24 protein-coding genes and 1 pseudogene are annotated in these 21,602 nt (G+C 61.1%); 12 read left to right on the top strand and 13 right to left on the bottom strand.

Features of this window, described 5'->3' with window-relative positions; all coding sequences use genetic code 11:
* Nucleotides 1–79: 79 nt before the first annotated feature.
* Nucleotides 80–1,300 carry an MFS transporter gene (locus tag ACIQUB_RS27495; RefSeq protein WP_113236681.1) on the top strand — a complete coding sequence of 407 codons (1,221 nt, stop codon included), beginning with the start codon at nt 80–82 and terminating at the stop codon, nt 1,298–1,300.
* On the opposite strand, the gene dgcA is transcribed toward ACIQUB_RS27495, so the two are convergent.
* Nucleotides 1,252–2,235, bottom strand: a complete 984-nt coding sequence (gene dgcA / locus ACIQUB_RS27490) for an N-acetyl-D-Glu racemase DgcA (protein ID WP_113236682.1) — start codon at nt 2,233–2,235, stop codon at nt 1,252–1,254. The two genes, ACIQUB_RS27495 and dgcA, sit on opposite strands and share 49 nt — an antisense overlap.
* A gap of 98 nt (nt 2,236–2,333) precedes the next feature.
* Between dgcA and ACIQUB_RS27485 the strand changes: the two genes are divergently transcribed.
* From ACIQUB_RS27485 to ACIQUB_RS27465, 5 genes are read left to right on the top strand one after another with little or no spacing between them, the layout of a single operon-like run.
* A complete protein-coding gene (locus ACIQUB_RS27485; RefSeq protein ID WP_402934234.1) occupies nt 2,334–3,503 on the top strand; it encodes an MlaE family lipid ABC transporter permease subunit in 1,170 nt (389 codons plus the stop codon).
* Nucleotides 3,504–3,512: 9 nt separating this feature from the next.
* Entirely contained in the window at nt 3,513–4,361 is an 849-nt protein-coding gene (locus ACIQUB_RS27480) for an ABC transporter ATP-binding protein (RefSeq protein ID WP_018902369.1), read from the top strand.
* Between the two features lie 9 nt (nt 4,362–4,370).
* Entirely contained in the window at nt 4,371–5,741 is a 1,371-nt protein-coding gene (locus ACIQUB_RS27475; RefSeq protein WP_047511979.1) for an MlaD family protein, read from the top strand.
* Between the two features lie 16 nt (nt 5,742–5,757).
* Nucleotides 5,758–6,366 carry an ABC-type transport auxiliary lipoprotein family protein gene (locus ACIQUB_RS27470; RefSeq protein ID WP_018902371.1) on the top strand — a complete coding sequence of 203 codons (609 nt, stop codon included), beginning with the start codon at nt 5,758–5,760 and terminating at the stop codon, nt 6,364–6,366.
* Nucleotides 6,367–6,395: 29 nt separating this feature from the next.
* Nucleotides 6,396–6,887: a GNAT family N-acetyltransferase gene (locus ACIQUB_RS27465; RefSeq protein WP_402934229.1), complete on the top strand. Its 492-nt coding sequence runs from the start codon at nt 6,396–6,398 to the stop codon at nt 6,885–6,887.
* A 261-nt stretch (nt 6,888–7,148) separates the two neighbouring features.
* On the opposite strand, the gene ACIQUB_RS27460 is transcribed toward ACIQUB_RS27465, so the two are convergent.
* Nucleotides 7,149–7,304: a hypothetical protein gene (locus ACIQUB_RS27460; RefSeq protein ID WP_183902062.1), complete on the bottom strand. Its 156-nt coding sequence runs from the start codon at nt 7,302–7,304 to the stop codon at nt 7,149–7,151.
* Nucleotides 7,305–7,463: 159 nt separating this feature from the next.
* Nucleotides 7,464–7,640: a hypothetical protein gene (locus ACIQUB_RS27455; protein WP_181459357.1), complete on the bottom strand. Its 177-nt coding sequence runs from the start codon at nt 7,638–7,640 to the stop codon at nt 7,464–7,466.
* 215 nt (nt 7,641–7,855) lie between these two features.
* Here ACIQUB_RS27455 and coaD point away from each other — a divergent pair, with 215 nt between their 5' ends.
* The 5 genes from coaD to tgt all read left to right on the top strand — a co-directional run bounded on the left by coaD (nt 7,856) and on the right by tgt (nt 11,776).
* On the top strand, nt 7,856–8,350 hold the full coding sequence (coaD, locus tag ACIQUB_RS27450) for a pantetheine-phosphate adenylyltransferase (protein ID WP_112945832.1): 495 nt from the start codon (nt 7,856–7,858) through the stop codon (nt 8,348–8,350).
* Nucleotides 8,351–8,375: 25 nt separating this feature from the next.
* A complete protein-coding gene (locus ACIQUB_RS27445) occupies nt 8,376–8,939 on the top strand; it encodes a peptidylprolyl isomerase (protein ID WP_018902377.1) in 564 nt (187 codons plus the stop codon).
* 26 nt (nt 8,940–8,965) lie between these two features.
* On the top strand, nt 8,966–9,475 hold the full coding sequence (locus ACIQUB_RS27440; RefSeq protein WP_402934223.1) for a peptidylprolyl isomerase: 510 nt from the start codon (nt 8,966–8,968) through the stop codon (nt 9,473–9,475).
* A gap of 87 nt (nt 9,476–9,562) precedes the next feature.
* Nucleotides 9,563–10,645, top strand: coding sequence for a tRNA preQ1(34) S-adenosylmethionine ribosyltransferase-isomerase QueA (queA, locus tag ACIQUB_RS27435; RefSeq protein ID WP_113236685.1), 1,083 nt, complete (start codon nt 9,563–9,565; stop codon nt 10,643–10,645).
* On the top strand, nt 10,646–11,776 hold the full coding sequence (tgt, locus tag ACIQUB_RS27430) for a tRNA guanosine(34) transglycosylase Tgt (RefSeq protein WP_113236686.1): 1,131 nt from the start codon (nt 10,646–10,648) through the stop codon (nt 11,774–11,776).
* Nucleotides 11,777–11,779: 3 nt separating this feature from the next.
* Here the strand turns inward: tgt and ACIQUB_RS27425 are convergent, their stop codons facing one another.
* From ACIQUB_RS27425 to rutA, 7 genes are all read right to left on the bottom strand, one after another.
* On the bottom strand, nt 11,780–12,208 hold the full coding sequence (locus tag ACIQUB_RS27425; RefSeq protein ID WP_113236687.1) for a DUF4864 domain-containing protein: 429 nt from the start codon (nt 12,206–12,208) through the stop codon (nt 11,780–11,782).
* Nucleotides 12,209–12,288: 80 nt separating this feature from the next.
* Nucleotides 12,289–12,597 carry a hypothetical protein gene (locus tag ACIQUB_RS27420; protein WP_113236688.1) on the bottom strand — a complete coding sequence of 103 codons (309 nt, stop codon included), beginning with the start codon at nt 12,595–12,597 and terminating at the stop codon, nt 12,289–12,291.
* Nucleotides 12,598–12,708: 111 nt separating this feature from the next.
* A complete protein-coding gene (locus tag ACIQUB_RS27415; protein WP_018902383.1) occupies nt 12,709–13,245 on the bottom strand; it encodes a flavin reductase in 537 nt (178 codons plus the stop codon).
* A gap of 9 nt (nt 13,246–13,254) precedes the next feature.
* Nucleotides 13,255–14,046, bottom strand: a complete 792-nt coding sequence (gene rutD, locus ACIQUB_RS27410; protein WP_113236689.1) for a pyrimidine utilization protein D — start codon at nt 14,044–14,046, stop codon at nt 13,255–13,257.
* Nucleotides 14,047–14,051: 5 nt separating this feature from the next.
* Entirely contained in the window at nt 14,052–14,441 is a 390-nt protein-coding gene (gene rutC, locus ACIQUB_RS27405) for a pyrimidine utilization protein C (RefSeq protein ID WP_018902385.1), read from the bottom strand.
* A 26-nt stretch (nt 14,442–14,467) separates the two neighbouring features.
* Nucleotides 14,468–15,205, bottom strand: coding sequence for a pyrimidine utilization protein B (gene rutB, locus ACIQUB_RS27400; protein ID WP_402934215.1), 738 nt, complete (start codon nt 15,203–15,205; stop codon nt 14,468–14,470).
* Complete coding sequence (rutA, locus tag ACIQUB_RS27395; RefSeq protein WP_113239809.1) at nt 15,202–16,290, bottom strand: pyrimidine utilization protein A; 1,089 nt, start codon at nt 16,288–16,290, stop codon at nt 15,202–15,204. Before rutA ends, rutB begins: the two co-directional genes overlap by 4 nt.
* Before the next feature lie 431 nt (nt 16,291–16,721).
* Here rutA and ACIQUB_RS27390 point away from each other — a divergent pair, with 431 nt between their 5' ends.
* Nucleotides 16,722–18,494 (top strand): ABC transporter ATP-binding protein, encoded by a 1,773-nt coding sequence (locus tag ACIQUB_RS27390; RefSeq protein WP_113239810.1) that lies wholly within the window; start codon nt 16,722–16,724, stop codon nt 18,492–18,494.
* Between the two features lie 110 nt (nt 18,495–18,604).
* Here ACIQUB_RS27390 and ACIQUB_RS27385 read toward each other — a convergent pair whose 3' ends face one another.
* The 3 genes and pseudogenes from ACIQUB_RS27385 to ACIQUB_RS27375 form a co-directional block, all read right to left on the bottom strand.
* Entirely contained in the window at nt 18,605–19,384 is a 780-nt protein-coding gene (locus ACIQUB_RS27385) for an ABC transporter ATP-binding protein (protein ID WP_112983321.1), read from the bottom strand.
* A gap of 110 nt (nt 19,385–19,494) precedes the next feature.
* Complete coding sequence (locus ACIQUB_RS27380) at nt 19,495–20,880, bottom strand: SH3 domain-containing protein (protein WP_402934348.1); 1,386 nt, start codon at nt 20,878–20,880, stop codon at nt 19,495–19,497.
* Between the two features lie 108 nt (nt 20,881–20,988).
* Nucleotides 20,989–21,135: pseudogene (locus tag ACIQUB_RS27375) on the bottom strand (DUF4236 domain-containing protein); the annotation flags it as partial.
* Nucleotides 21,136–21,602 lie beyond the last annotated feature (467 nt).

Genomic DNA, 21,602 nt, shown 5'->3' with positions numbered 1-21,602 from the left:
TGGGACGACCCGATCTCGCCTTGGTTGCCCTTAATGTGACGTGTTAGGCAACTTGCAGGTTCCTTTTCAGGTCACACCGATGATTCCCGCCACGAATGCCTCCTTCACCGAGGCCGCGCCCGCCCATTTCCGGCTGCTGAGCGCTTTGTCCTACTGTGCGCCACTGCTCGTGAACGGTGTCGCGCTGCCGTTCTTTCCCGTCTGGCTGGCGATGCACAAGTTCAGCGACCACGAGATCGGCATCATCCTAGCGGTGCCGATGGTGGTGCGCGTGCTCGTGGCGCCGATCGTGGCCATGTACGCGGACCGGATGAAGGAGCGGGCCGATGTGCTGGTGTTTTCCGGCGGCCTGTCGCTGTTGACGGCGATCGCGCTCTACTGGACAGACACGTTCTGGCCGGTGCTGATCGTCTACACGATCCAGGGCGCCACCTTTTCTCCCTATGTGCCTGTGATCGAATCGATCGTCATCTCCGGCGTGCGGCGCTGGGGTTTCGATTACGGCTCGATGCGGGTCTGGGGCTCGATCGCCTTCATCGCCTCGACGCTGGTCGGCGGGCGGCTGGTCGGGAACTGGGGCGGACAGATGGTTCTGCCCGTGATGATCTTCGGTTTCGTCATGACCATGGTGATGGCGGCCTATTGTCCGCGCATCGGGCCTACGCGGCGGCGCGGAACGCCTGTCGATCTGCAGCAGGCGACCGGCAGCTCGCTCAGGCAGCCGCATCTGCTGGTGCTGCTCATCGGCGTCGCCATCCAGCAATCGAGCCACGCGCTGGTTTACACCTTTGCGACGATCTACTGGCGTGATCTCGGCTTTTCCGGCACGGAAATCGCGTTGTTGTGGAGTGCTGGCGTCGCGGCCGAGGTGACCGTATTCTTCCAGTCGAAGCGGCTCAGCCGCCATTTCGATGCCTGGACTCTGATCCGTGTCGGCGCCGCGATATGTGTCTGCCGTTGGCTGTTGTTTCCGATGCACTGGGGCTTCGTCGGTTTCTTCCTGCTGCAGTGTCTGCACGCCTTCAGCTACGCCTTCGTCCACACCGGCGTGCAGCGGCGGATCATCGCCTCGGTGCAGGCGACGCAGGAATCGTCGGCGCAGGGCGCCTATTTCTTCTACAACGGGATGTTCATGGGGCTGATGACCATCGCGTCTGGATATATCTACGCAGCACTTGGCATGGCGAGCTACTACATCATGGCGCTGACGGCGGTTCTGGGGCTAGGCCTCATCATCGTCGCCTACTACCTTCAGCCCCAGAGTGCCGGTTCCGGCGGAAAGACCAGCGAACCGGCGTAGCGCAAGCCCGGCTCGCGATCGCGAGCGAGTAGCAGCGGTCCGTCGAGATCGACGAAGGCCACGTCCTGGGCCAGAAGCACGGCGGGCGCCATGGCGAGCGAGGTTCCCACCATGCAGCCGAGCATGATCTGGAACTCCAGCCGCTCAGCTTCGTGCTTCATCGCCAAGGCTTCGGTCAGACCACCCGTCTTGTCGAGCTTGATGTTGATGGCGTCGTAGCGGTCGCGCAGGCTGGCGAGATCGCCGGTGTGATGGACGCTTTCATCGGCGCAGACGAGGATAGGGCGCTCGATCTCTGCCAGCATCTCGTCCTTGCCTGCCGGCAGCGGCTGCTCGACCAGCGCCACGCCGCATTCGGCGGCGACCCGCAGATGGTGGGCGAGGCGGTCTTCCGGCCAGCCTTCGTTGGCGTCGAGAATGATGGCGGCGTCGGGGGCCGCAGCACGCACCGCGCGGATGCGGCTCTCGTCGTCACCGGTGCCGACCTTGACCTTGAGCAGCGCGCGAGCCGCGTTGGCGCGGGCATGCTCGGCCATGACTTCGGGTTCGCCGAGTGAAATCGTGTAGGCTGTGGTCAGCGAATGCGGGTTGGTGAGGCCGAGCATGGCAGCGACGGATGTTCCGCTTTGCTTGGCCTCGAGGTCCCAGAGGGCGCAATCGACCGCGTTACGGGCGGCACCCGGCGGCATGGCTTGCTGCAGATCGGCGCGGGAGAGGCCGGCTTCGATCAACGGGCGGGCGGCTTCGATCTGCGCGCCGACGCTTTCCATCGTCTCGCCGTAGCGGCGATAGGGGACGCATTCGCCGCGGCCGGAGACGCCGTTCTCGCTCACCGTGCAGAGGATCACCTCCGCACTCGTCTTGGTGCCGCGCGAGATGGTGAAGGTGCCCGCAATCGGAAAAGAGTCCGTCTGAATTTCAAGTGACCGTGGCATAAATGCAATCCTGCAAGCATGGAAATCTGATGCGGCATCGTTATATTGGCACAACGTTGCGGACCTGTGTTCGCGAGTCGGCAATGTCGCCGTAAGCCTTGAGAGACACAAGCATTTTGAAGTCCGAGAACCGTAACGCCGCCTCACTGCACGTGGACGACCAAGCTCATGGTTCGGATACGCTCGTGCATCTCGAAGGCAATTGGCGAAGCGCCAACATACATCTCGTTCTCAAGGATTTCGACAAGCTTTCGGCCCACAAGGGCGGGAACCTGACGCTCGATCTCTCCGGGATCACCGATATCGACACGGCCGGCGTCTGGCTGCTCTGCCGGCTGAAGAAGCAGGTCGAGGATGCCGGCGGCACCGTCCATATCGAGGGCAGCAACCAGCATATCGACGAGCTGCTCGAATCGTTTTCCGAGGAACGTGCGAAGCCCGAGGCCGAAGAGCTGCCGCCGCGTTCGCTGCAGGAGCGGATTTTCGCGCCCATCGGCAGGATGATGTACGATCTGTGGAACAATCTTTCCGCGGCGATGTATATTCTCGGATCGGCGGTGCGCGGCGCGCAGATGAAATTCGGGCGCGGCAGCGGCGTTTCGCCGGCGTCGATCATCAACCAGATCGACCATATGGGCGTTCGCGCCACGCCGATTATTCTGCTGATGTCGTTCCTGATCGGCGCGATCATTGCGCAGCAGGGCGCCTTCCAGCTGCGTTATTTCGGCGCCGAAGTGTTCGTCGTCGACCTCGTCGGCATTCTGCAATTGCGCGAAATCGGCGTGCTCCTGACCGCCATCATGATCGCCGGCCGTTCCGGCAGCGCGATCACGGCCGAAATCGGCTCGATGAAGATGCGCGAAGAGGTTGATGCGCTGAAGGTCATGGGCCTCAACCCGATCGGCGTACTGATCTTCCCGCGCCTGGTGGCGCTGACCGTTGCGCTGCCGCTTCTGACCGTGCTTGCCAATTTCGCCTCTCTCTTCGGCGCGGCCGTCGTTGCCTGGGGCTATTCGGGAATCACGTTTGCCAACTTCATCGCCCGTCTGCACGAGGCGATTACGCTGTCGACCGTGCTGTCGGGGATGATCAAGGCGCCGTTCATGGCGCTGGTTATCGGTATCGTCGCCGCCGTCGAGGGCTTAAAGGTAGGTGGCAGCGCCGAATCGCTCGGCCAGCACGTGACCTCGTCGGTGGTGAAGGCGATCTTCGTGGTCATTCTCATGGACGGGCTATTCGCCATGTTCTATGCAGCTATTAATTTTTAGGGATTTTGCGTGGACGAGCAGCAGACAACGACCAAGGACGAGGCAGGGCGGGACATCGTGCTTTCAGCGCGCGACGTCACTGTTGGCTTCGGGTCGAAGATCGTTCTCGATAATCTCAACCTCAATATCTACAAGGGCGAGATTCTGGGCTTCGTCGGCGCGTCCGGTACCGGCAAGTCGGTGCTGATGCGCACGGTTCTGCGCCTGCTGCCGCGCCGCTCCGGCCAGATCAAGATCCTCGGCCAGGACTTCGACGAATTGAACGAGCCACAGCGCAACGCGCTCGACATGCGCCTTGGCGTGCTCTTTCAGCAGGGCGCGCTGTTCTCCTCGCTGACAGTGAAGGAGAATATCCAGGTTCCGATGCGCGAGTATCTCGACCTGCCGCCGGCGTTGATGGACGAGCTGGCGCATCTGAAGATCCGGCTGGTGGGCCTGGCGGCGGATGCGGCCGACAAATATCCTTCGGAACTCTCGGGCGGGATGATCAAGCGTGCCGCACTGGCGCGCGCACTGGCGCTTGATCCGGAGCTGGTTTTTCTCGACGAGCCGACCTCGGGCCTCGATCCGATCGGGGCGGCGGAATTCGACGAGCTGATCGCCAAGCTTCGCGATACGCTCGGTCTCACCGTCTACATGGTGACCCACGACCTCGACAGCCTGTTTTCCGTCTGCGACCGCATCGCGGTGCTGGGCAAGAAGAAGGTGATGGTCGAGGGGACGATCGAAGACATGCTGGCCTATGACGACCCCTGGGTTCAGGCTTATTTCAAGGGCAAGCGCGCGCGTTCGATCGTGCCGCAGGATGGCCACGCTTCAGCCGACATCAGGCTGGCGCAAGATAGCCGCGGGAAGTGAGCGGATAAGATGGAAACCAAAGCGAACTACACAATCGTCGGCTTCTTTACGGTTCTGGTCATCGCGGCTGCCTTCGGCTTCGTTTACTGGATGGCCGAATATGGCCGTGGCGGACCGATGGCGGAGCTCATCGTGCGCATTCCGGGCTCGGCCAACGGATTGAGCGTCGGCTCGCCGGTGCGCTTCAACGGCATTCAGGTGGGGTCGGTGCAATCGCTGTCGATCGACGCCGATGATCCGCAGTTCTCGCTGGCATTCACCGAAGTACGCGTCGATGCGCCGATCTATCCGACGACCAAGGCGATCCTCGAGATCCAGGGCCTGACGGGTGCTGCCTATGTCGAACTTTCCGGCGGCCGGGTGGGCGAGAAGAACATCCTGCAGACGGCGGCGGAGACGGGCAAGCGTGCGGTCATCGTCGCCGACCAGTCGAGCGTCACCAACCTGCTCGCCACCGCCGACAAGATCCTCGACCGCGCCAACGACGCCGTCGGCCAGGTGCAGGGCTTCGTCAAGGATGCCCGTGGCCCGCTGACGAAGACGCTGCAGAACGCCGAAACCTTCTCGGACGCGCTGGCCAAGAACTCAGGCAACATCGACAGCTTCCTGCAGAGCGTGGGCCAGCTTTCCGACACCGTGCGCAACGTGTCCGGCCGCGTCGACTCGACGCTGGCTGCGATCGAATCGCTGGTGAAGACGGTTGATGCCAAGAAGATCGACACGATCCTCTCCAACGCCGAAACCGTGAGCCGCAATGTCGCCGACGCCTCGGGCGGCCTGAAGGACGCCATTCAGAAGTTCCAGGAGACGGCCACCACCTATAACGACTTCGGCAAGAAGGCGCAGGCGACGCTCGACAAGGTCGATACGCTGGTGGCGCAGATCGACCCGGCCAAGGTGAAGGGCTCCGTCGACGACATCGCGCAGACAACCAAGGATGCGCGCGCGGCAGTCGCCTCGATCAAGGATGTCGCGGACACGGTGAATTCGCACCAGAAGGACATCGATTCGACGATCCAGAACGTCACGCAGATGGCCAACAAGCTGAACGCCGCATCGACCCGCGTCGACGGTATCCTGGCAAAACTCGATACGCTGCTTGGAGATGACAGCACGCAGTCGATGTTCACGCAGGCGCGTGAGACGCTGGATTCGTTCAAGAAGGTCGCGGACAATCTGAACAGCCGCATCGGACCGATCGCCGACAATCTGCAGAAGTTCTCGAGCGGCGGCCTGCAGAACGTTCAGGCGCTGATCAACGATGCGCGTCTGACGGTGCAAAATTTGAACGATGCGATCAGCAATTTCGACAAGGACCCGCAGCGGCTGATCTTCGGCGGGGACACAGTGAAACAATATGATGGCCGGACCAGGCGTTAACAGGGGAAGTCAACATATGGCTGTGTCGGATATGCGTCGTTCGCGTCTTATGAAGACCATGCTCGCTCTGCCGCTTCTTGCCCTGGCATTGTCGGGATGCGGGACGGCGGCCAAGAACGATACCTATGATCTCTCCGCGCCTGTCAGCGGCAGCGGCCCTTCGGCGAAGGGGCGCCAGATCCTGGTGCAGCAGCCGACGGCGCTGCAGGCGCTGAACAGCGAGCAGATCGTCATCAAGGTCTCGTCTTCGGAGATTCAGTATCTCGCCAAGGCGCAGTGGAGCGACAAGCTTCCGCGTATGGTTCAGGCCAAGCTTGTCGAAGCGTACGAGAATTCCGGCAAGCTCGGCGGCGTCGGCGTTCCCGGGCAGGGGCTGGCGATCGACTATCAGGTCGTGACCGACATCCGCGCCTTCGAGATCCGCACCGGTGGCGGCAGCCAGGCGGTGGTCGAGATTTCGGCCAAGATCCTCAACGATCGCAATGGATCGGTGCGGGCGCAGAAGGTGTTCTCGCAGACGGTACCCGCTGGCGGCGGCTCGAACGAGGCCTTCGTCAAGGCGCTCGACCGCGCATTCGCCGGCGTCACCAGCGAGATCGTCGACTGGACGCTGAAGTCGATCTGATCGATCGGCACGCTGTTTGGGAGAGCGGCATGATCAGGATTTTGGGCGCTGACGATGTCGAGGCGTACAAGCGCATCCGGCTCGAGGCACTACGCCTGGAGCCATCCGCCTTCGCCAGCAGCTTCGACGAATGGGCAAAGCTTCCCGACGATGAATGGCGGCGGCGACTGCTTGCCGATCCCGTCTTTCTTGCTTTTGACGGCGATCAGCCCGTGGCGATCATGGGGCTTCTCCGGCAGCGGGCCGGCAAGATGGCGCATCGCGCCACGATCATCATGGTCTATGTGCGTCGGGAGAAGCGCGGAACGGGGCTGGCGCGCGACCTGCTCGACCATGTCGTGGACTATGCCCGGCAACACGGCATTCGCCAGCTCGAGCTAACTGCCAGCGCTGAAAATCCCGGAGCAATCAACTTTTATCGGAATGCGGGGTTTATCCAGGCGGGGCTGATACCTGCTGGTGTGCTGGAAGGCGACCGTGAGGTCGATGATGTCATCATGGTCAGGCGGATCGTCGACTGACGTTTTGCTCATCTTGCTCAAGACGCGAAAAGGCCGAGCGCTGGGAACCGCTCGGCCTTTTCGTATTTCCGCTGTCGGGCTGCTCAGAGCCGATCAAAAGACGCTATGCTTGCCATGTAGTCTCTTATCTTCTTCGGTTTCGCGCCGCAGGGCGGTCACGGTCGATGCCACAGATACGATAAACATGATGCTGATAAGGGCAGTAAGCACAGTCAAGATCGTGAACATAAGCAATCCTCCAGGATTTTGCTTTCACGTCCCTTAGTATTGGCTCACAACAGAGGTGCGGGCCGATGCGTAGGGGCCGTATACTTTGGACGTTTCCACCTTCTGGTCATAAAGCGCAACAGTTGCTGCAAGCATACCCGTCATCATTACCATCCATACTGCGTTAATCATGGTAATCTTGTTTGGCATATTTATCTTCCTTGTAGCGCCTATTTGCGCAACGCTTCGATTGAAAGAACGCGTCCGTTTGGAATTGGTTCCGCAGGACATTGACAAGTCGTTTACCAACGCCGATCTGAAGCCTCTTTGAATGCCTCGTTCATCTGGCGTTCATCTTCCTAAATCGGTTTATGCGTCTTCTCTAATCGGTTTAAAGGAGACGCGACCCATAACGCGTACGATCTCGTGATGTTCCCTCACGTCGCTGCGCACCCATGCCGCGTCACGCACTTCCAGGATGTAGGCGTAGACAAATTCGAAGGCGAGGGAGAGGGCGACCGAGGTGATGACAAGCAGGATGAGCATCGTGGGTTTCCAGGAGTGAACCGATCCCTGTCGGCATCGGCGGCGTTGATGCATCCTGTTATAGAGATCGCGGCTGAAGCGGCCTTGAATGGGCCGTTCATCCGGCATTCAGTCGCCCGGCGAGCACCGGTTGCACGTGGGTGGAGCTTGGGGCAAATGACTTGCGGCAAGGCTTTATCCGTGACAAAAGGCGTCGAAACAAATGGCCGGGGCCAATGACGACAGCTTTCTATCCGGGGTCTTTTGACCCGATCACGAACGGACATGTTGACGTGCTCGTCCAGGCGCTGAACGTCGCGTCGAAGGTGATCGTCGCGATCGGCATTCATCCCGGCAAGACGCCGCTTTTCTCGTTCGAGGAAAAGGGTGAGCTGATCCGCCAGTCGCTGGCCGAGGTGTTGCCGGAGCGGACGTCGGACATATCGGTCGTGTCCTTCGACAATCTAGTGGTCGATGCTGCCCGTGCGCATGGCGCGACGCTTCTGATCCGGGGCCTGAGAGATGGCACCGATCTCGATTACGAAATGCAGATGGCCGGGATGAACCGGCAGATGGCGCCGGATATCCAGACCGTTTTTCTGCCCGCCGGCACGGCCTCGCGGCCCATAACCGCCACATTGGTCCGGCAAATCGCAGGCATGGGAGGCGATGTCAGTGCATTCGTGCCTGCCGCCGTCTTGAAAGCCCTTCAATCCAAGCGCAAATCCTAGGCATATTCGCCGAAACGGAGCTCACATGAAACTTTTCTATATTGCATTTGCCGGCGTGCTTTATCTCGCTTCGTTCGTTGGCGACGTTTTCGCCGCCGACACGATGACGATCCAGCTGAAGAGCGGCCCCGTCGTGATCGAGCTTGCGCCTGATGTCGCGCCGAAGCACGTCGCCCAGATCGAGGCGCTGGCCAAGAAGGGCGCCTACGACAACGTTGCCTTCCACCGCGTGATCGACGGCTTCATGGCGCAGACCGGCGACGTACAGTACGGCAACATGGAAAAGGGTTTCGACAAGAACCAGGTCGGCACCGGCGGTTCGGACATGCCGAACATTCCGGCCGAGTTCTCCAAGACCCCGTTCGTGCGCGGCACGGTCGGCATGGCGCGCTCGCAGGATCCGAATTCGGCCAACTCGCAGTTCTTCATAATGTTCGCTGACGGCTCCTTCCTGAACGGCCAGTACACGGTTGTCGGCAAGGTGATCTCCGGCATGGAGAACGTCGACAAGATCCAGAAGGGCGAAGGCCAGAACGGCGAAGTCAGCAATCCTGACCGCATGGTCAAGGTCACCATCGCCAAGAAGTAAGTTTCAAGACCAGTAGGAGATTAAGAATGGCTGAGATCAAGGATCCGGAAAACACCATCATCGTGGAAACCACCAAGGGTAATGTCGTCATCCAGCTTCTGCCTGAAGTGGCGCCCGAGCACGTGGCCCGCATCAAGGAACTCGCACGCGAAAAGGCCTATGACGGCGTCGTGTTCCACCGCGTCATCAACGACTTCATGGCGCAGACCGGCGACGTGAAGTTCGGCAAGAAGGGCGGCGAGAGCTTCAACCCTGGTCGTGCGGGCATGGGCGGCTCCGAGAAGCCTGATCTAAAGGCTGAATTCTCGGCCGTCAGCCACATCCGCGGCACCTGCTCGATGGCGCGTTCGCAGAACCCGAACTCCGCCAACTCGCAGTTCTTCATCTGCTTCACGGATGCTCCCTGGCTGAACAAGCAGTATTCCGTCTGGGGCCAGGTCATCGAAGGCATGGACAACGTCGACAAGATCAAGAAGGGCGAACCGGTCGTCGATCCGGATTCGATCGTCTCGATGCGGGTTGCCGCCGACGTCTGATTGTGATTTCTGCTGGAACCCGCCCTTGCGCGAGAGCGCGGGGCGGGTTTCGCTTTGCCTGGACCAGCCTTCCCCGGAACTGCCCCTATGCGCGTAGACCTTTTCGATTTCGAGCTTCCCGATGAGCGGATCGCTCTGCGGCCCGCCGAGCCGCGCGACAGCGCGCGCCTGCTGGTCGTCGATCCCAATGGCGAAACGCAGCTCTCCGATCACCGTGTGTCCGACCTGCCGTCCTTCCTGAAGGCGGGCGATGCGCTTGTCTTCAACGACACCAAGGTCATTCCGGCGCAGCTCGAAGGCATCCGCCACCGCGAGGGCGCAGGTGGCCAGCAGGTTTCGGCGACGCTGCACATGCGGGTCGGCGCCAATCGCTGGAAGGCCTTTGCCAAGCCCGGCAAGCGCATCAAGGTCGGCGACCGGATCGCCTTCGGCCATGGTGGCGGAAGCTGCCTTCTCGGCTCGCTCGACTGTACCGTCGAAGAAAAGGGCGAGGGCGGCGAGGTGACGCTGGCCTTCGATCTGTCGGGCCCGGCGCTCGACGAAGTCATCCATTCCGTCGGCCATATTCCGCTGCCGCCCTATATCGCCGCCAAGCGCGCCGAGGACGAGCGCGACCGCGCCGACTACCAGACCATCTATGCCCGCGAGGACGGCGCTGTCGCCGCGCCCACCGCCGGGCTGCATTTCACGCCCGAGCTTTTCGAGGCACTCGACAAGGCCGGCATCGAGCGGCATTTCGTGACGCTGCATGTCGGCGCCGGTACTTTCCTGCCGATGAAGGTCGACGACACCGACGACCACAAGATGCATCTCGAAAGTGGCTATGTCAGCGGCGAGACGGCCGCCAAGCTCAATGCCGTGAAGGCGAGGGGCGGGCGGATCGTCTGCGTCGGCACCACCTCGCTCAGGCTGATCGAGAGCGCTGCGCAGGATAGCGGTGAAATCCGCGGCTGGGCGGGCGCCACCGGCATTTTCATTACGCCTGGCTACCGATTCAAGGCAGTCGATGTACTGATGACTAACTTCCACCTGCCGCGCTCGACGCTGTTCATGCTGGTCTCGGCCTTTGCCGGCCTCGAGACAATGCACGCGGCCTATGAACATGCCATTTCGACAGGCTACCGCTTCTATTCCTATGGCGATTCCAGCCTTCTTTTCCGGAAAGACTAGATGACCGAGACCTTCCAGTTCACCCTCAAGAAGACCGATGGCGGCGCCCGTCTCGGCGAAGTCTCCATGCCGCGCGGCACGATCCGCACGCCGGCCTTCATGCCCGTGGGCACCGTCGGCACCGTCAAGGCGATGTATCTCGACCAGGTGCGCGAGGGCGGCGCCGATATCATTCTCGGCAATACGTATCACCTGATGCTGCGGCCGACGGCCGAGCGCGTGGCGCGGCTTGGCGGCCTGCACAAGCTGATCCGCTGGGATGGGCCGATCCTGACCGATAGCGGCGGCTTCCAGGTCATGTCGCTGTCAGGACTGCGCAAGCTCGACGAGCAGGGCGTGACTTTCAAGAGCCATGTCGACGGGAGCCTGCACCACATGTCGCCGGAGCGCTCGATCGAGATCCAGGGGCTGCTCGACAGCGATATCCAGATGCAGCTCGACGAATGCGTGGCGCTTCCGGCCGAACCGCGCGAAATCGAGCGCGCGATGGAGATGTCGCTGCGCTGGGCCGAGCGCTGCAAGGTCGCCTTCGGTAACCAGCCGGGCAAGGCGATGTTCGGCATCGTGCAGGGCGGCGATATTCCGGCACTGCGCGTGCGCTCGGCTGCCGCGCTCGCCGATCTCGACCTCAAGGGCTACGCGGTCGGCGGCCTTGCCGTCGGCGAGCCGCAGGCTGTCATGCTCAAGATGCTCGAGGAGACGCTGCCGGTCCTGCCGACCGAAAAGCCGCGCTATCTCATGGGCGTCGGTACGCCCGAGGACATGCTGCGCTCGGTGGCGCGCGGGATCGACATGTTCGACTGCGTGATGCCGACGCGTTCCGGTCGCCACGGCCTGGCCTTTACCCGTCGCGGCAAGGTCAATATCCGCAATGCCCGTCATGCCGAGGATATGCGTCCGCTCGACGAGCAGTCGAACTGCCCGGCGACGCGCGATTACTCGCGCGCCTACTTGCATCACCTCGTGCGCTCCAACGAAGCGCTGGGCGGCATGCTGCTCTCGTGGAACAACCTCTCCTATTATCAGGAACTGATGCAGGGCATCCGCAAGGCGATCGCCGAAGGTCGCTTTGCGGACTTCATGGCGGAGACGGAAGCAGAATGGGCTAAGGGCGATATCGACCCGGTCTAAGGCTCAGATGCCTTTGCTCGCCGTATCCGGCAGAATCTGGACGCCGCCGATCTTGTAGCTGCCATCCGGCTGACGGATGACTTGGTAGATCGCCGTCCAGTCCTTGCCGTCGCGGCCGGAGATCAGCACCTCGTGGTAGATCATCGCGCCGTTGTCGATCGATCGACTGCGGCCGAAGGCGTAGTTTCCGGGGTGATAGACCGGCTCGTAGCTCTTCTTGACCATGGCGAAGAAGACGTTCTTGTCGGGATAGACGGCCTTGATGCCCGGGGCTGCATAGGAATAGGCCGCTTCCGGATCGTCCTGCAGGAAGGCCTTGATCTGCGCCTCGATCATCGACCGCGTGGCATCCAGCGGGTCTTCCGCGCGCGCCGGCGACAGCGTGAAAATCGCGGTGAGACTGAGGATTAGGACTGCGAAGAAGGCGCGCATCGGCAAATCTCCCGCTATCCCGTGGCGATAGCCGCCACCCCTTGAATTGTAGGGCTTTCAGCGCGCAAGGAAAGAGGCAATCAGAGCCGGCCGCGTGCGAATATTCGAGACAGGATAAGACCCGCGACAAGCACGCCGGCGGCGATGAAGATGGTGTCAATCGGCGTGCCGATATAGAGCGGTCCGACATTGGCGAAGAGCAGGAAGGCGACGACGAAGTTCGCCCAACCCCAGACAACGTTCAGCTCCGCCGAGCTCTCCCCGGAACCTGACATCCGCACGAATGGCGTACGGAACGGCCGGCCACAGACGCCGTTGACGAAGTGCGGAATGCCGTTCGTCATGATGGCGGCGGCAAAGAAGTGAACGATAAAGGCGATCCAGGGCATCGGCGTCTCCAAAATGGTCATCCTGGCGACGCGACAGGACGTCACGTTACGGGATGAGCCAGAATTCCGGCAGGGAACGCGTTGACCTAAGCTCTTGTTCCAAAAGTGGGATCAGATCGTGTGGTAGCGGCGATCGAAATAGATCAACGCCTGACCACCTTCGTTCTCCTTGATGGCGACCACTTCACAGATCAGGATGTCGTGGGTACCGCCATCGGAGACCGACTTCACCTTGCAGTCGAGCGAGATCAGCGCGTCGTCAAGCGCGGGCGCACCTGTTTCGAGCACCGACCAGCTGGCGCCTTCGAAGCGTTCCTGCACCGGGGTCTTGCCACCGAAACGTCGGCTCAGGTCCTCATGGGCATGCGACAGCGTGTTGACGCAGAGTACGCGGTTGGCGTTCACGGCCGGATAGGCGGATGAGCCACGATTGATGCAGACCAGGAGGGTGGGCGGATCGTCGGTGACGCTGCAGACGGCGGTTGCCGCAAAGCCCGCAAGCCCTGCCGGGCCATCCGATGTGACGACGTTGACGGCGGCGCCGAGGCGGGCCATGGCGTTGCGGTAATCCTGCTTGCGCTGGTCCGTCGTATCGGCGCCTGTGGCCGTTGCGGTTACGTCCGGGATCAATTTGGCTGATGCTTGCATATCGGGGTCCTAGCGGATTTCGGATCTCGCGTCACGAAGGAAGCGCAGCATGGTGTCGTTGAACGTCTTGGCCTCCGTCACGTTGACGGCATGGGCGCCGAAATCAGTCAGCGCCAGTTCTGCATGCGGCAGTCCCTCGGCGAGGCGCACCGATCGGGTGTAGGGGACGAGGAGGTCGTCGCGGGTTGCCATGACCAGCGTGTGGGCCGCAATATCCGACAGCCGGTCGTCGAGATCGAAGGCCCGGAGAGCCGCGATACGGCGCAGGATATTGGTCTTGCCCTGGAAATGGGTGATGGCGTGACGCTCCTCGGTATCGAGACGCACGGCATTCTCGGACATCCAGACCGACGGATAGAGGAAGAGCGGCTGCGCCTTGACGAACATCTCGACGCCCGACCGCTCCAGCAGTTCGATCCTCACATCAAAGCAGCGGCCGGAATGCGGGTCCGCCTTGCTCCAGGCGTTAACGAGGATGAGCTGGCCGATCATGTCGGGGCGGCGGAGCGCGATATCCAGCCCGATCAGCCCGCCGAGCGCGTGGCCCATGAAATCGAAGCGCTCTATGCCGAGTTCCAGCGCGATCTCCAGCACATCATCGGCCATGGCGGCGATGCCGCCCACCTCGGGCACCTCGCCGCCGGTGCGGCCGGTGCCGCGATGATCGTAGGTGATGACGCGGAAATCGGCCGCGAGCGCCTCGATCTGCGGTGCCCAGTAGCTTGCTGCGCCGCCAAGGCCGGATGACAGGATGATGGTCCTGGCACCGGCATGGCTCTGGCCATGTATGTCGTAATGCATGCTCGTCACTTCTTGCCGATATGGGCCACGGTTGCGATCTCGACGAGCGCGTCAGGCTTCACCAGGCCGCACTGGACGCAGTAACGGGCCGGCTTGTCGCCGGGGAAATATTCGGCATAGACGGCGTTGACCGCCTGGTAGTTCGCCCAGTCAGTGACGAAGATGTGGTTCATGGTCACGTCTTCCATCGTGCCGCCGGCCGTCTCGATCACCGACTTGATGGTCTCGAGCACATGGCGGGTCTGGGCGCCGGCATCGCCGACATGGACGACATCGTTGTTCTTGTCGAAGGGTAGAGTGCCTGAGACATAGACGATGCCGTCGGCAAGCGTGCCCGGCGAATAGGGGGCGATCGGCTTCTGGGTTCCCTCGGGGACGATGATCGATTTTGGCATGATGTGTCCTCTTCTGTTGTTCTTAATCAGGCTTCGGTGGGCGCTGCTTGTGAGATGACGCCGCAGAAATCGTTGACGGTGGCGACCCAGCCGAAGAATTTTTCGACGTTGTAGACGGTCGCCTGCTGGATGAAATCGGGCCCGAGGTGATGGGTCGCGTCTTCGAGCATTACGCCGAAATATTCGAGGTGGAAGGCATCGCGCAGCGAGCTCTCGACGCAGACGTTGGTGGCAATGCCGACGAAGACGAGATTGCGGATGCCACGGGCGCGCAGCACGCTGTCCATGTTGGTGTTGAAGAACCCGCTGTAACGGGTCTTCGGCACCAGGATGTCGCCCGGCTGCGGCTGCAACTCGTCGACGATCGCATAGTCCCATGTGCCCTTTGCCAGAAGCTGGCCCTGCAGCTCCGGCCGCTGGCGCATGGTCTTCAGCGCATTCGACTTGTGATAGTTGGGCGAGCCCGGTCCGCCGGCCTCGACATAGTCTTTGTCCCAACCGTTCTGGAAATAGATGACCTGGACGCCCGCGGCACGCGCGGCGTCGAGCGTCTTCTTGATGTTTGCGATTGTGCCCTTGGCGCCTGCGATATCGAAGCCGGCGAGATCGACATAGCCGCCTTCCGTCGAATAGGCGTTCTGCATGTCTACGACCACGACGGCGGTTTCGCTCGGCTTCAGCGTGATCGGCTCGGGGCGGGCGGGGAGGGTGACGCTCTGCGTGCGCTCGCGCGGCGCCTCGTATCCAACAGGTGCGGCGCTCATTCGGCGGCCTCCAGCATTTCGGTGACGTGTCGGCGGCTTTGCATCAGCGGCTGGACGTATTTGCCGAACTTCTCGACGCCTTCGACGAAATCATCGAAGGTCAGCATGACGCCGCCTGTGCCGGGCACCGCGGCCATTTCGTCGAGCATGGCAGCGACTTCCTCATAGGAGCCTATCAGCGTGCCCATGTTGATATTGACCGCAGAGACCGGGTTCGACATGTGGCGAACATTGGTGTCGGAACCGGACTTGGTATCGGCGGCACTCTGCAGGCCGAGCCACTTGATCGCCTCCTCGTCGGCGCCTGCCTTGTAGTGCTCCCACTTCGCCCAGGCGTCCTCCGACTTCTCTTCGGCAAGCACCATCGTCAGCACGAAGGAGCGCACGTCGCGTCCGGTCTTTGCCGTTGCGTTGAGAAGCCGCTGGTTGGTCGAGGCGAAGGCTGTCGGCGTGTTGACGCCGACGCCGAAGCAGAAGCTGTAATCGGCATAGGCGGCGGAGAATGCCATGCCCTTGTCGGAAGAGCCGGCGCAGATCAGCTTCACGCTTTCGGGCACCGGCTTCATCCGGCAATCGTCCATCTGGAAGAACTTGCCCTTGAGATCGGACTGGCCCGTCGTCAAAAGGTCCTTGAGGACGGTCGTGTATTCGCCGAGATATTCGTAGCGATCGCCGAAATAGTCGTCGCCCGGCCACAGGCCCATCTGGCTGTATTCCGGCCGCTGCCAACCAGTGACGAGATTGACGCCGAAACGACCGCCGGAAATGCTGTCGATCGTGGTCGCCATGCGCGCGACGATCGCCGGCGGCATGACCAGCGTCGCCGCCGTCCCGAACAGCTTGATCTTCGACGTGACGGCGGCAAGGCCGGCCATCAGCGTGAAGGATTCCAGATTGTAGTCCCAGAACTCCGTCTTGCCGCCGAAGCCGCGGAGCTTGATCATCGACAAGGCAAAATCGAAGCCGTATTTCTCGGCCTTCAGCGTGATCTCCTTGTTGAGCTCGAAGCTCGGCTTGTACTGCGGCGCGTTTTCCGACAGCAGCCAACCATTGTTTCCGATCGGGATGAAAACACCGACTTCCATATCTGCTCTCCTCTTGAGGCAATGCGGCAAAGGATCTGGTTCGGTATTTTCAATGCAGGTGGCGTGCCAGATTGATAAACGTCAATAAAATCAGCATGATGCGACATGGGTGGCCTGAATTTATTTATCGTTTGGTCAATTTTTTACCGAACGATAAATTTTCTGCCGAAAAAGCAGACATTGCTGCTCAAATTTTTAGCCGTGCCCGATCATGCCTGAATATTCCGCACATCCGGACATCGACAGTATCGCCCGCAACCTCGGGGCGCGGTCTCACCAACAAGTAACTTGACTTTTTGACGCCGGATTTGGATATCGGGCAAATCCTTGAAGCGGCTGGCTTTTGCCAGGGCGCACTGTCTTCCACACAGTTGCATTCAGCGCCCGATGGCGCGCCGCAAGCATTTTCATCGATTGGGGAGGGCTCGCGGATGAGCACATCGTCGCTGCTGAAACGCTTCGCCGGCTATTACAAGCCGCACCGGGGGCTGTTCGTGCTCGACTTCGGCAGCGCGGTGACGGCGGGCCTGCTTGAGCTTGCCTTTCCCGTTGCCGTCACGATGTTCATCGACAGGCTTTTGCCGACCGGCCAGTTGGGTCTGATCGGACTGGCGGCGATCGGCTTGCTCGCGATCTATGTCGTCAACGCCGGACTGCAGGTCATCGTCACATACTGGGGCCATATGCTTGGCCTGAAGATAGAGACCGAGATGCGGGCGAGGGCGTTCGACCATCTGCAGAAGCTCTCCTTCTCCTATTTTGACAACCAGAAGACCGGCCACCTCGTGGCGCGACTGACCAAGGATCTCGAAGAGATCGGCGAAGTCGCCCATCACGGCCCCGAGGATATCTTCATTGCCGTGATGACGCTGGTCGGCGCCTTCATTCTGATGTGGTGGGAACATCCGCCGCTGGCCATCGTGACCGCGCTGATCGTGCCGCTGACGGCCCTTGTGACGACACGCTACGGCCGCCGGATGACCAAGACCTGGCATTCGCTCTACGGCCGCGTGGCGGATTTCAACGCCCGCATCGAGGAGACGGTCGGCGGCATTCGCGTTGTGCAGGCTTTCGCCAACGAGGATCACGAGCGCAAGCTCTTCGCCGTCAACAATGCCGGCTATCTCTCGACCAAGCTGCAGGCCTACTGGGCGATGGCGGCTTCGACGTCGCTCTCCTATCTCTCGATGCGCTTCGTGCAGGTGGTCGTGATGCTTGTCGGCGCCTGGTACGTCACAAGAGGCGAACTCTCGGCCGGTGGCTTCGTCGGCTTCCTGCTTCTCGTCGGCGTCTTCTTCCGGCCGATCGACAAGATCAATTCCGTCATCGAGACCTATCCGAAGGGGATCGCCGGCTTCCAGCGCTATACGGCGTTTCTCGACACAGATCCCGATATCGCCGACCGGACTGGCGCCCGCAACATGCCGCGGCTGACGGGCGATATCCGCTACAGCGACGTTCGCTTCGCCTACCAGGCCGGCAAGCCTATTCTCGACGGGCTCGACCTGACCATCAAGGCGGGCGAGACGATCGCCTTCGTAGGACCGTCAGGGGCAGGCAAGACGACCGTCTGTTCGCTGCTGCCGCGCTTTTATGACGTTACCAGCGGCGCCATTTCTATCGATGGCGTCGACATCAGGCAGATGACGCTGGCGTCGCTGCGCTCGAGCATAGGGATCGTGCAGCAGGACGTGTTCCTATTTGCGGGCACCATGCGCGAAAACATCGCCTATGGCAGGCTGGGCGCGAGCGAAGCCGACATTCTCGATGCGGCCCGCCGGGCCCGTCTCGACGAGGTGATTGCCGGCCTGCCGGCTGGACTGGATACCATCATCGGCGAGCGCGGCGTCAAGCTCTCGGGCGGCCAGAAGCAGCGGCTGGCGATCGCCCGCATCTTCCTGAAGAACCCGCCGATCCTCATTCTCGACGAGGCGACCTCGGCGTTGGACACGGAGACCGAACGGGCGATCCAGCAATCGTTGGCCGAGCTGTCTCAAGGCCGTACGACGCTCGTCATCGCACACCGGCTGGCGACGATCACCGAGGCCGACCGGATCTGCGTGATCGACAAGGGCAGGGTGGTGGAAGAGGGCAGCCACAGCGACCTCCTGCGTCGCGCAGGCCCCTATCGGCGGCTGCATATGGCGCAACAGACGAGCGCGCCCGACGATGATGGCGCGCCGCATACGAAGAAGCTGGCGTAGGTTCTGGCGCTAACATCCTTACCTAAGGTGAGGATCTCGATTATCGCATTCAATCCGATGCTTGGCCGGCTATGTTGTTGAAAGACCGGCCAGCCGAGCGCGTCATGACGCTAGAGCAGATAGCTGACCGGCTCGTTGCTCACAGGGTGCGGGAAGACGCCCATCTCGACGCCGAAGACTGACTTCAACACATCCGACTGAACGATCTCGGCAGGCTTGCCGCGCGCCGAAATCCTGCCGTCGTTCAGCGCCACCAGCTCGTCGCAGTAGCGCGCGGCGAGGTTGATATCGTGAAGGACGACGACGATCGTCAGGCCGCGCTCGTGGCTCAGTTCACGCAGCAGCGACAGGACGCCGGCTTGGTGGGCGAGGTCGAGCGCGGAGGTGGGTTCGTCGAGCAGCAGGCAGCTGGCGTTCTGCGCCAGCATCATGGCAATCCAGGCGCGCTGGCGCTCGCCGCCCGACATGTTGGCGACGAGGCTATCGGCGAAGCGCTCGAGATCAGTGCGGCGGATCGCATCCTCGACCAGATCGCGATCAGCCTGCGTGAAGCGTCCGAGCGTGCCGTGCCACGGAAAGCGGCCGAGCGCGACAAGCTCGCGCACCGTCATGCCATCGGTGGCGGGGGTGAACTGCGGCATGTAGGCGATCTCGCGGGCAAAAGCGCGCCCGCCCCAGCTGGCTGCCGGCTTGCCCTGAAGCGCTACGGCGCCCGACGTCGGATCGACCTGGCGGGCGATGGTCTTCAGGAGCGAGCTCTTGCCCGAACCATTCGGTCCGACAAGCCCATAGACCCGGCCCGCCTCAAGCGTCAGATCGACACCGCGCAAGATATGCTTCTTGCTGGCCTCGTAATGGATCTGCGACAGGGTGAGGAATTCGGCGGGCATAGTGGCATCTCCGGCTTCGTATGGCGCGACGCCGGACATCCGGATCACACGGATGTAAGTGCAAAAGTTCACTGAGGATGTCAACTTATGTGGTGATGGGAGGAGGGCGGTTATCGGATCGCATCCGTTATCAGCCAACCCGTGGTTTGCTCATCCACTCTAATCTTCGTCCAACTTCCGCTCGTCTCCAACTGCGTCACTGCGGTTTCTTTCTTCAGTGTCGTCAGCACGCGGTAGGTCTTTCCTGGACCTTCTCTGAGGTTCACACCATATCGCGTCATGCTGGCAAGTGCGGGCGTTGAGGCTGACTTCGATGCGGCGGCACTGTCGGCTGTCTGGACAGTAACTGGTATCCCAGTGCCCAACTGCGGTGGTTCCGTGGCAATGGCTATGCCTGATTTGGTCGCTTCTCCACTGAGTTGTAAGCTTGGTGCCATCGACGTGAGATTTTCGCTGACGGGCGCAGCAACTGCGTTGTCGCTATTGGTGGTCGCCGAGTGTCTCGAACCCAGGATAGATGTCCCCAGTACCAACAGCCCCGTGAAGACTACAATGCCAAACAGGGTAAGCAACACAGGCGATCGGCGCCGACGCTGCACGACCGAGGGCGAAGAAGCAACGTCAGGGGGCGGGAAAACAGGCTGTTCCGCGATCGCCTTTCTCTCCCTTGGTAAGCGTGCAAGAAGCTCGCAAGCGGCTCCGAACACGGCGGCATTGCCGGTGCGGGAAAACTCCAGGAGTTCGTTCACCCCGCTATCGCTGCGGAAATGAATGACCTCATAGAGACATATGGGAATCTGTTTATTATCCTTGAAGCGTCGGTCTGGCCCTCCGCTTTTGTTGGGATGTTTCCACGTGTGATCGACGATACGAGCGTCGCTGGGGACCGGTCCGTCCTCGATGAAACGCGAATCCTGCCAACGGATTTCTAGATCCCGATATGTGATCGCGCCGATGCGACTTCCTTCCTGCATCAACACCACATCTGGGAAGAAGTACATGACCTGCTTTCCGACGTTGAGCGCAGGCGGCGTCAGATTGCTTTTGATGACAGAGGGCAGGGAGTAGGCGAGTGTCGTAGACTTCTTTTCGACAAGATGGGACGCACCAGCGTTTCGCTTCCAGGCCGTGAGGTTCGTTATCGTCCCGCCAGCTTCCACGTGCCACTTTCCCGCGCAGCTACGCATCGCATCGAACCCTTGCGCAAGCTTGGTGTAGGCCGTTTCCGCGTCACCTTCGAGATCGTAGAAAAGTACGGAACTCCGGCGATAGGAATCGAACCAGGCGCCGACCGCCCAGAGAGGAAGTGCGATCGCCCCGACAACAATTCCTGCACCGCTCGTCACGAGCCCCGCGATAGTACCGGCTACAATGCCGACCCAGCAAAGAACGACAGCTAATCTAGCCTGTTGGCTTTTCGCGTTAATCTCGTCGAGCAACTCGGTGAACGACTCGTCACGCATTAGCATCACGTCGCCGGACTCGATGTCGACCATTGCGGCGTCATTTTGCTCGACAAAGTATTCCTGCGTCGGTGCCACAGGAGGCGGCGTACCTTCGGGCTTCTTTCGGCCAGCGTTTCCTAGTGACGCTCTGTAATAGAGGCCTCCCGTTCCCGCGTGGACGTAATGGCCGCGCGGTCCAGTGCCGAGCCTGAGACCTCTGACACCCACCGAAACGCCGACGCCGCTTTTCGAGAAGTTGAACCGGAAAGGCCCTGCCGATACCGACTTGCGAATAGAGAACCCCACAGATGCGCTCCTCAAAGCCGGAACCACCTCCGGGCAGGAGAAAGTTACAACTGCCGTTAAAGAGATGCAATTCAAGCGAGTACATCAATACGAAGGATGCAACGAGTTGCTGTCGGAACGCCACGATCATGCCAGAAATTGCGTCGCAGTTCCCGGCAGATCGCCCAAACTCAACTGCTCCATCCTCCTGAAACCATGGCCATTATTGTCCTCGTTGCATTTGAAAATGGAATCTGCCCCCTTACATACAATGTCAAAGCTGAATAGGGCTGCGACGTTGTCAGCCATTTAGAAACGCGACACTGGCTGCTGGGATCAGCTCCCGATCCGACCGGCTGGCCGGGGTTGAAAGGGCGGAGCGGGGGCGGGTGAGGGCACCCCTTCGGCTTTAGCTTGGACACTATTTCCACACCCATTCATTCCGCAGCTTCCATCCGAGCCAGTGCTTTCTGGCGCCGCGCAATCAC

The organism is Rhizobium sp. NPDC090275, assembly GCF_044772225.1.
Lineage (GTDB): Bacteria > Pseudomonadota > Alphaproteobacteria > Rhizobiales > Rhizobiaceae > Rhizobium.
This window is presented reverse-complemented; position numbering and strand designations above follow the sequence as displayed.

Bases quoted from the DNA above. Each gene is read 5' to 3' on its own strand.
- ACIQUB_RS27495 (WP_113236681.1), top strand. From the start codon at position 80: ATGATTCCCGCCACGAATGCCTCCTTCACCGAGGCCGCGCCCGCCCAT.
- dgcA (WP_113236682.1), bottom strand. From the start codon at position 2,235: ATGCCACGGTCACTTGAAATTCAGACGGACTCTTTTCCGATTGCGGGC.
- ACIQUB_RS27475 (WP_047511979.1), top strand. From the start codon at position 4,371: ATGGAAACCAAAGCGAACTACACAATCGTCGGCTTCTTTACGGTTCTG.
- ACIQUB_RS27470 (WP_018902371.1), top strand. From the start codon at position 5,758: ATGGCTGTGTCGGATATGCGTCGTTCGCGTCTTATGAAGACCATGCTC.
- ACIQUB_RS27465 (WP_402934229.1), top strand. From the start codon at position 6,396: ATGATCAGGATTTTGGGCGCTGACGATGTCGAGGCGTACAAGCGCATC.
- ACIQUB_RS27460 (WP_183902062.1), bottom strand. From the start codon at position 7,304: ATGCCAAACAAGATTACCATGATTAACGCAGTATGGATGGTAATGATG.
- ACIQUB_RS27455 (WP_181459357.1), bottom strand. From the start codon at position 7,640: ATGCTCATCCTGCTTGTCATCACCTCGGTCGCCCTCTCCCTCGCCTTC.
- coaD (WP_112945832.1), top strand. From the start codon at position 7,856: ATGACGACAGCTTTCTATCCGGGGTCTTTTGACCCGATCACGAACGGA.
- ACIQUB_RS27445 (WP_018902377.1), top strand. From the start codon at position 8,376: ATGAAACTTTTCTATATTGCATTTGCCGGCGTGCTTTATCTCGCTTCG.
- ACIQUB_RS27440 (WP_402934223.1), top strand. From the start codon at position 8,966: ATGGCTGAGATCAAGGATCCGGAAAACACCATCATCGTGGAAACCACC.
- queA (WP_113236685.1), top strand. From the start codon at position 9,563: ATGCGCGTAGACCTTTTCGATTTCGAGCTTCCCGATGAGCGGATCGCT.
- tgt (WP_113236686.1), top strand. From the start codon at position 10,646: ATGACCGAGACCTTCCAGTTCACCCTCAAGAAGACCGATGGCGGCGCC.
- ACIQUB_RS27425 (WP_113236687.1), bottom strand. From the start codon at position 12,208: ATGCGCGCCTTCTTCGCAGTCCTAATCCTCAGTCTCACCGCGATTTTC.
- ACIQUB_RS27420 (WP_113236688.1), bottom strand. From the start codon at position 12,597: ATGCCCTGGATCGCCTTTATCGTTCACTTCTTTGCCGCCGCCATCATG.
- ACIQUB_RS27415 (WP_018902383.1), bottom strand. From the start codon at position 13,245: ATGCAAGCATCAGCCAAATTGATCCCGGACGTAACCGCAACGGCCACA.
- rutD (WP_113236689.1), bottom strand. From the start codon at position 14,046: ATGCATTACGACATACATGGCCAGAGCCATGCCGGTGCCAGGACCATC.
- rutC (WP_018902385.1), bottom strand. From the start codon at position 14,441: ATGCCAAAATCGATCATCGTCCCCGAGGGAACCCAGAAGCCGATCGCC.
- rutB (WP_402934215.1), bottom strand. From the start codon at position 15,205: ATGAGCGCCGCACCTGTTGGATACGAGGCGCCGCGCGAGCGCACGCAG.
- rutA (WP_113239809.1), bottom strand. From the start codon at position 16,290: ATGGAAGTCGGTGTTTTCATCCCGATCGGAAACAATGGTTGGCTGCTG.
- ACIQUB_RS27390 (WP_113239810.1), top strand. From the start codon at position 16,722: ATGAGCACATCGTCGCTGCTGAAACGCTTCGCCGGCTATTACAAGCCG.
- ACIQUB_RS27385 (WP_112983321.1), bottom strand. From the start codon at position 19,384: ATGCCCGCCGAATTCCTCACCCTGTCGCAGATCCATTACGAGGCCAGC.
- ACIQUB_RS27380 (WP_402934348.1), bottom strand. From the start codon at position 20,880: ATGGTCGACATCGAGTCCGGCGACGTGATGCTAATGCGTGACGAGTCG.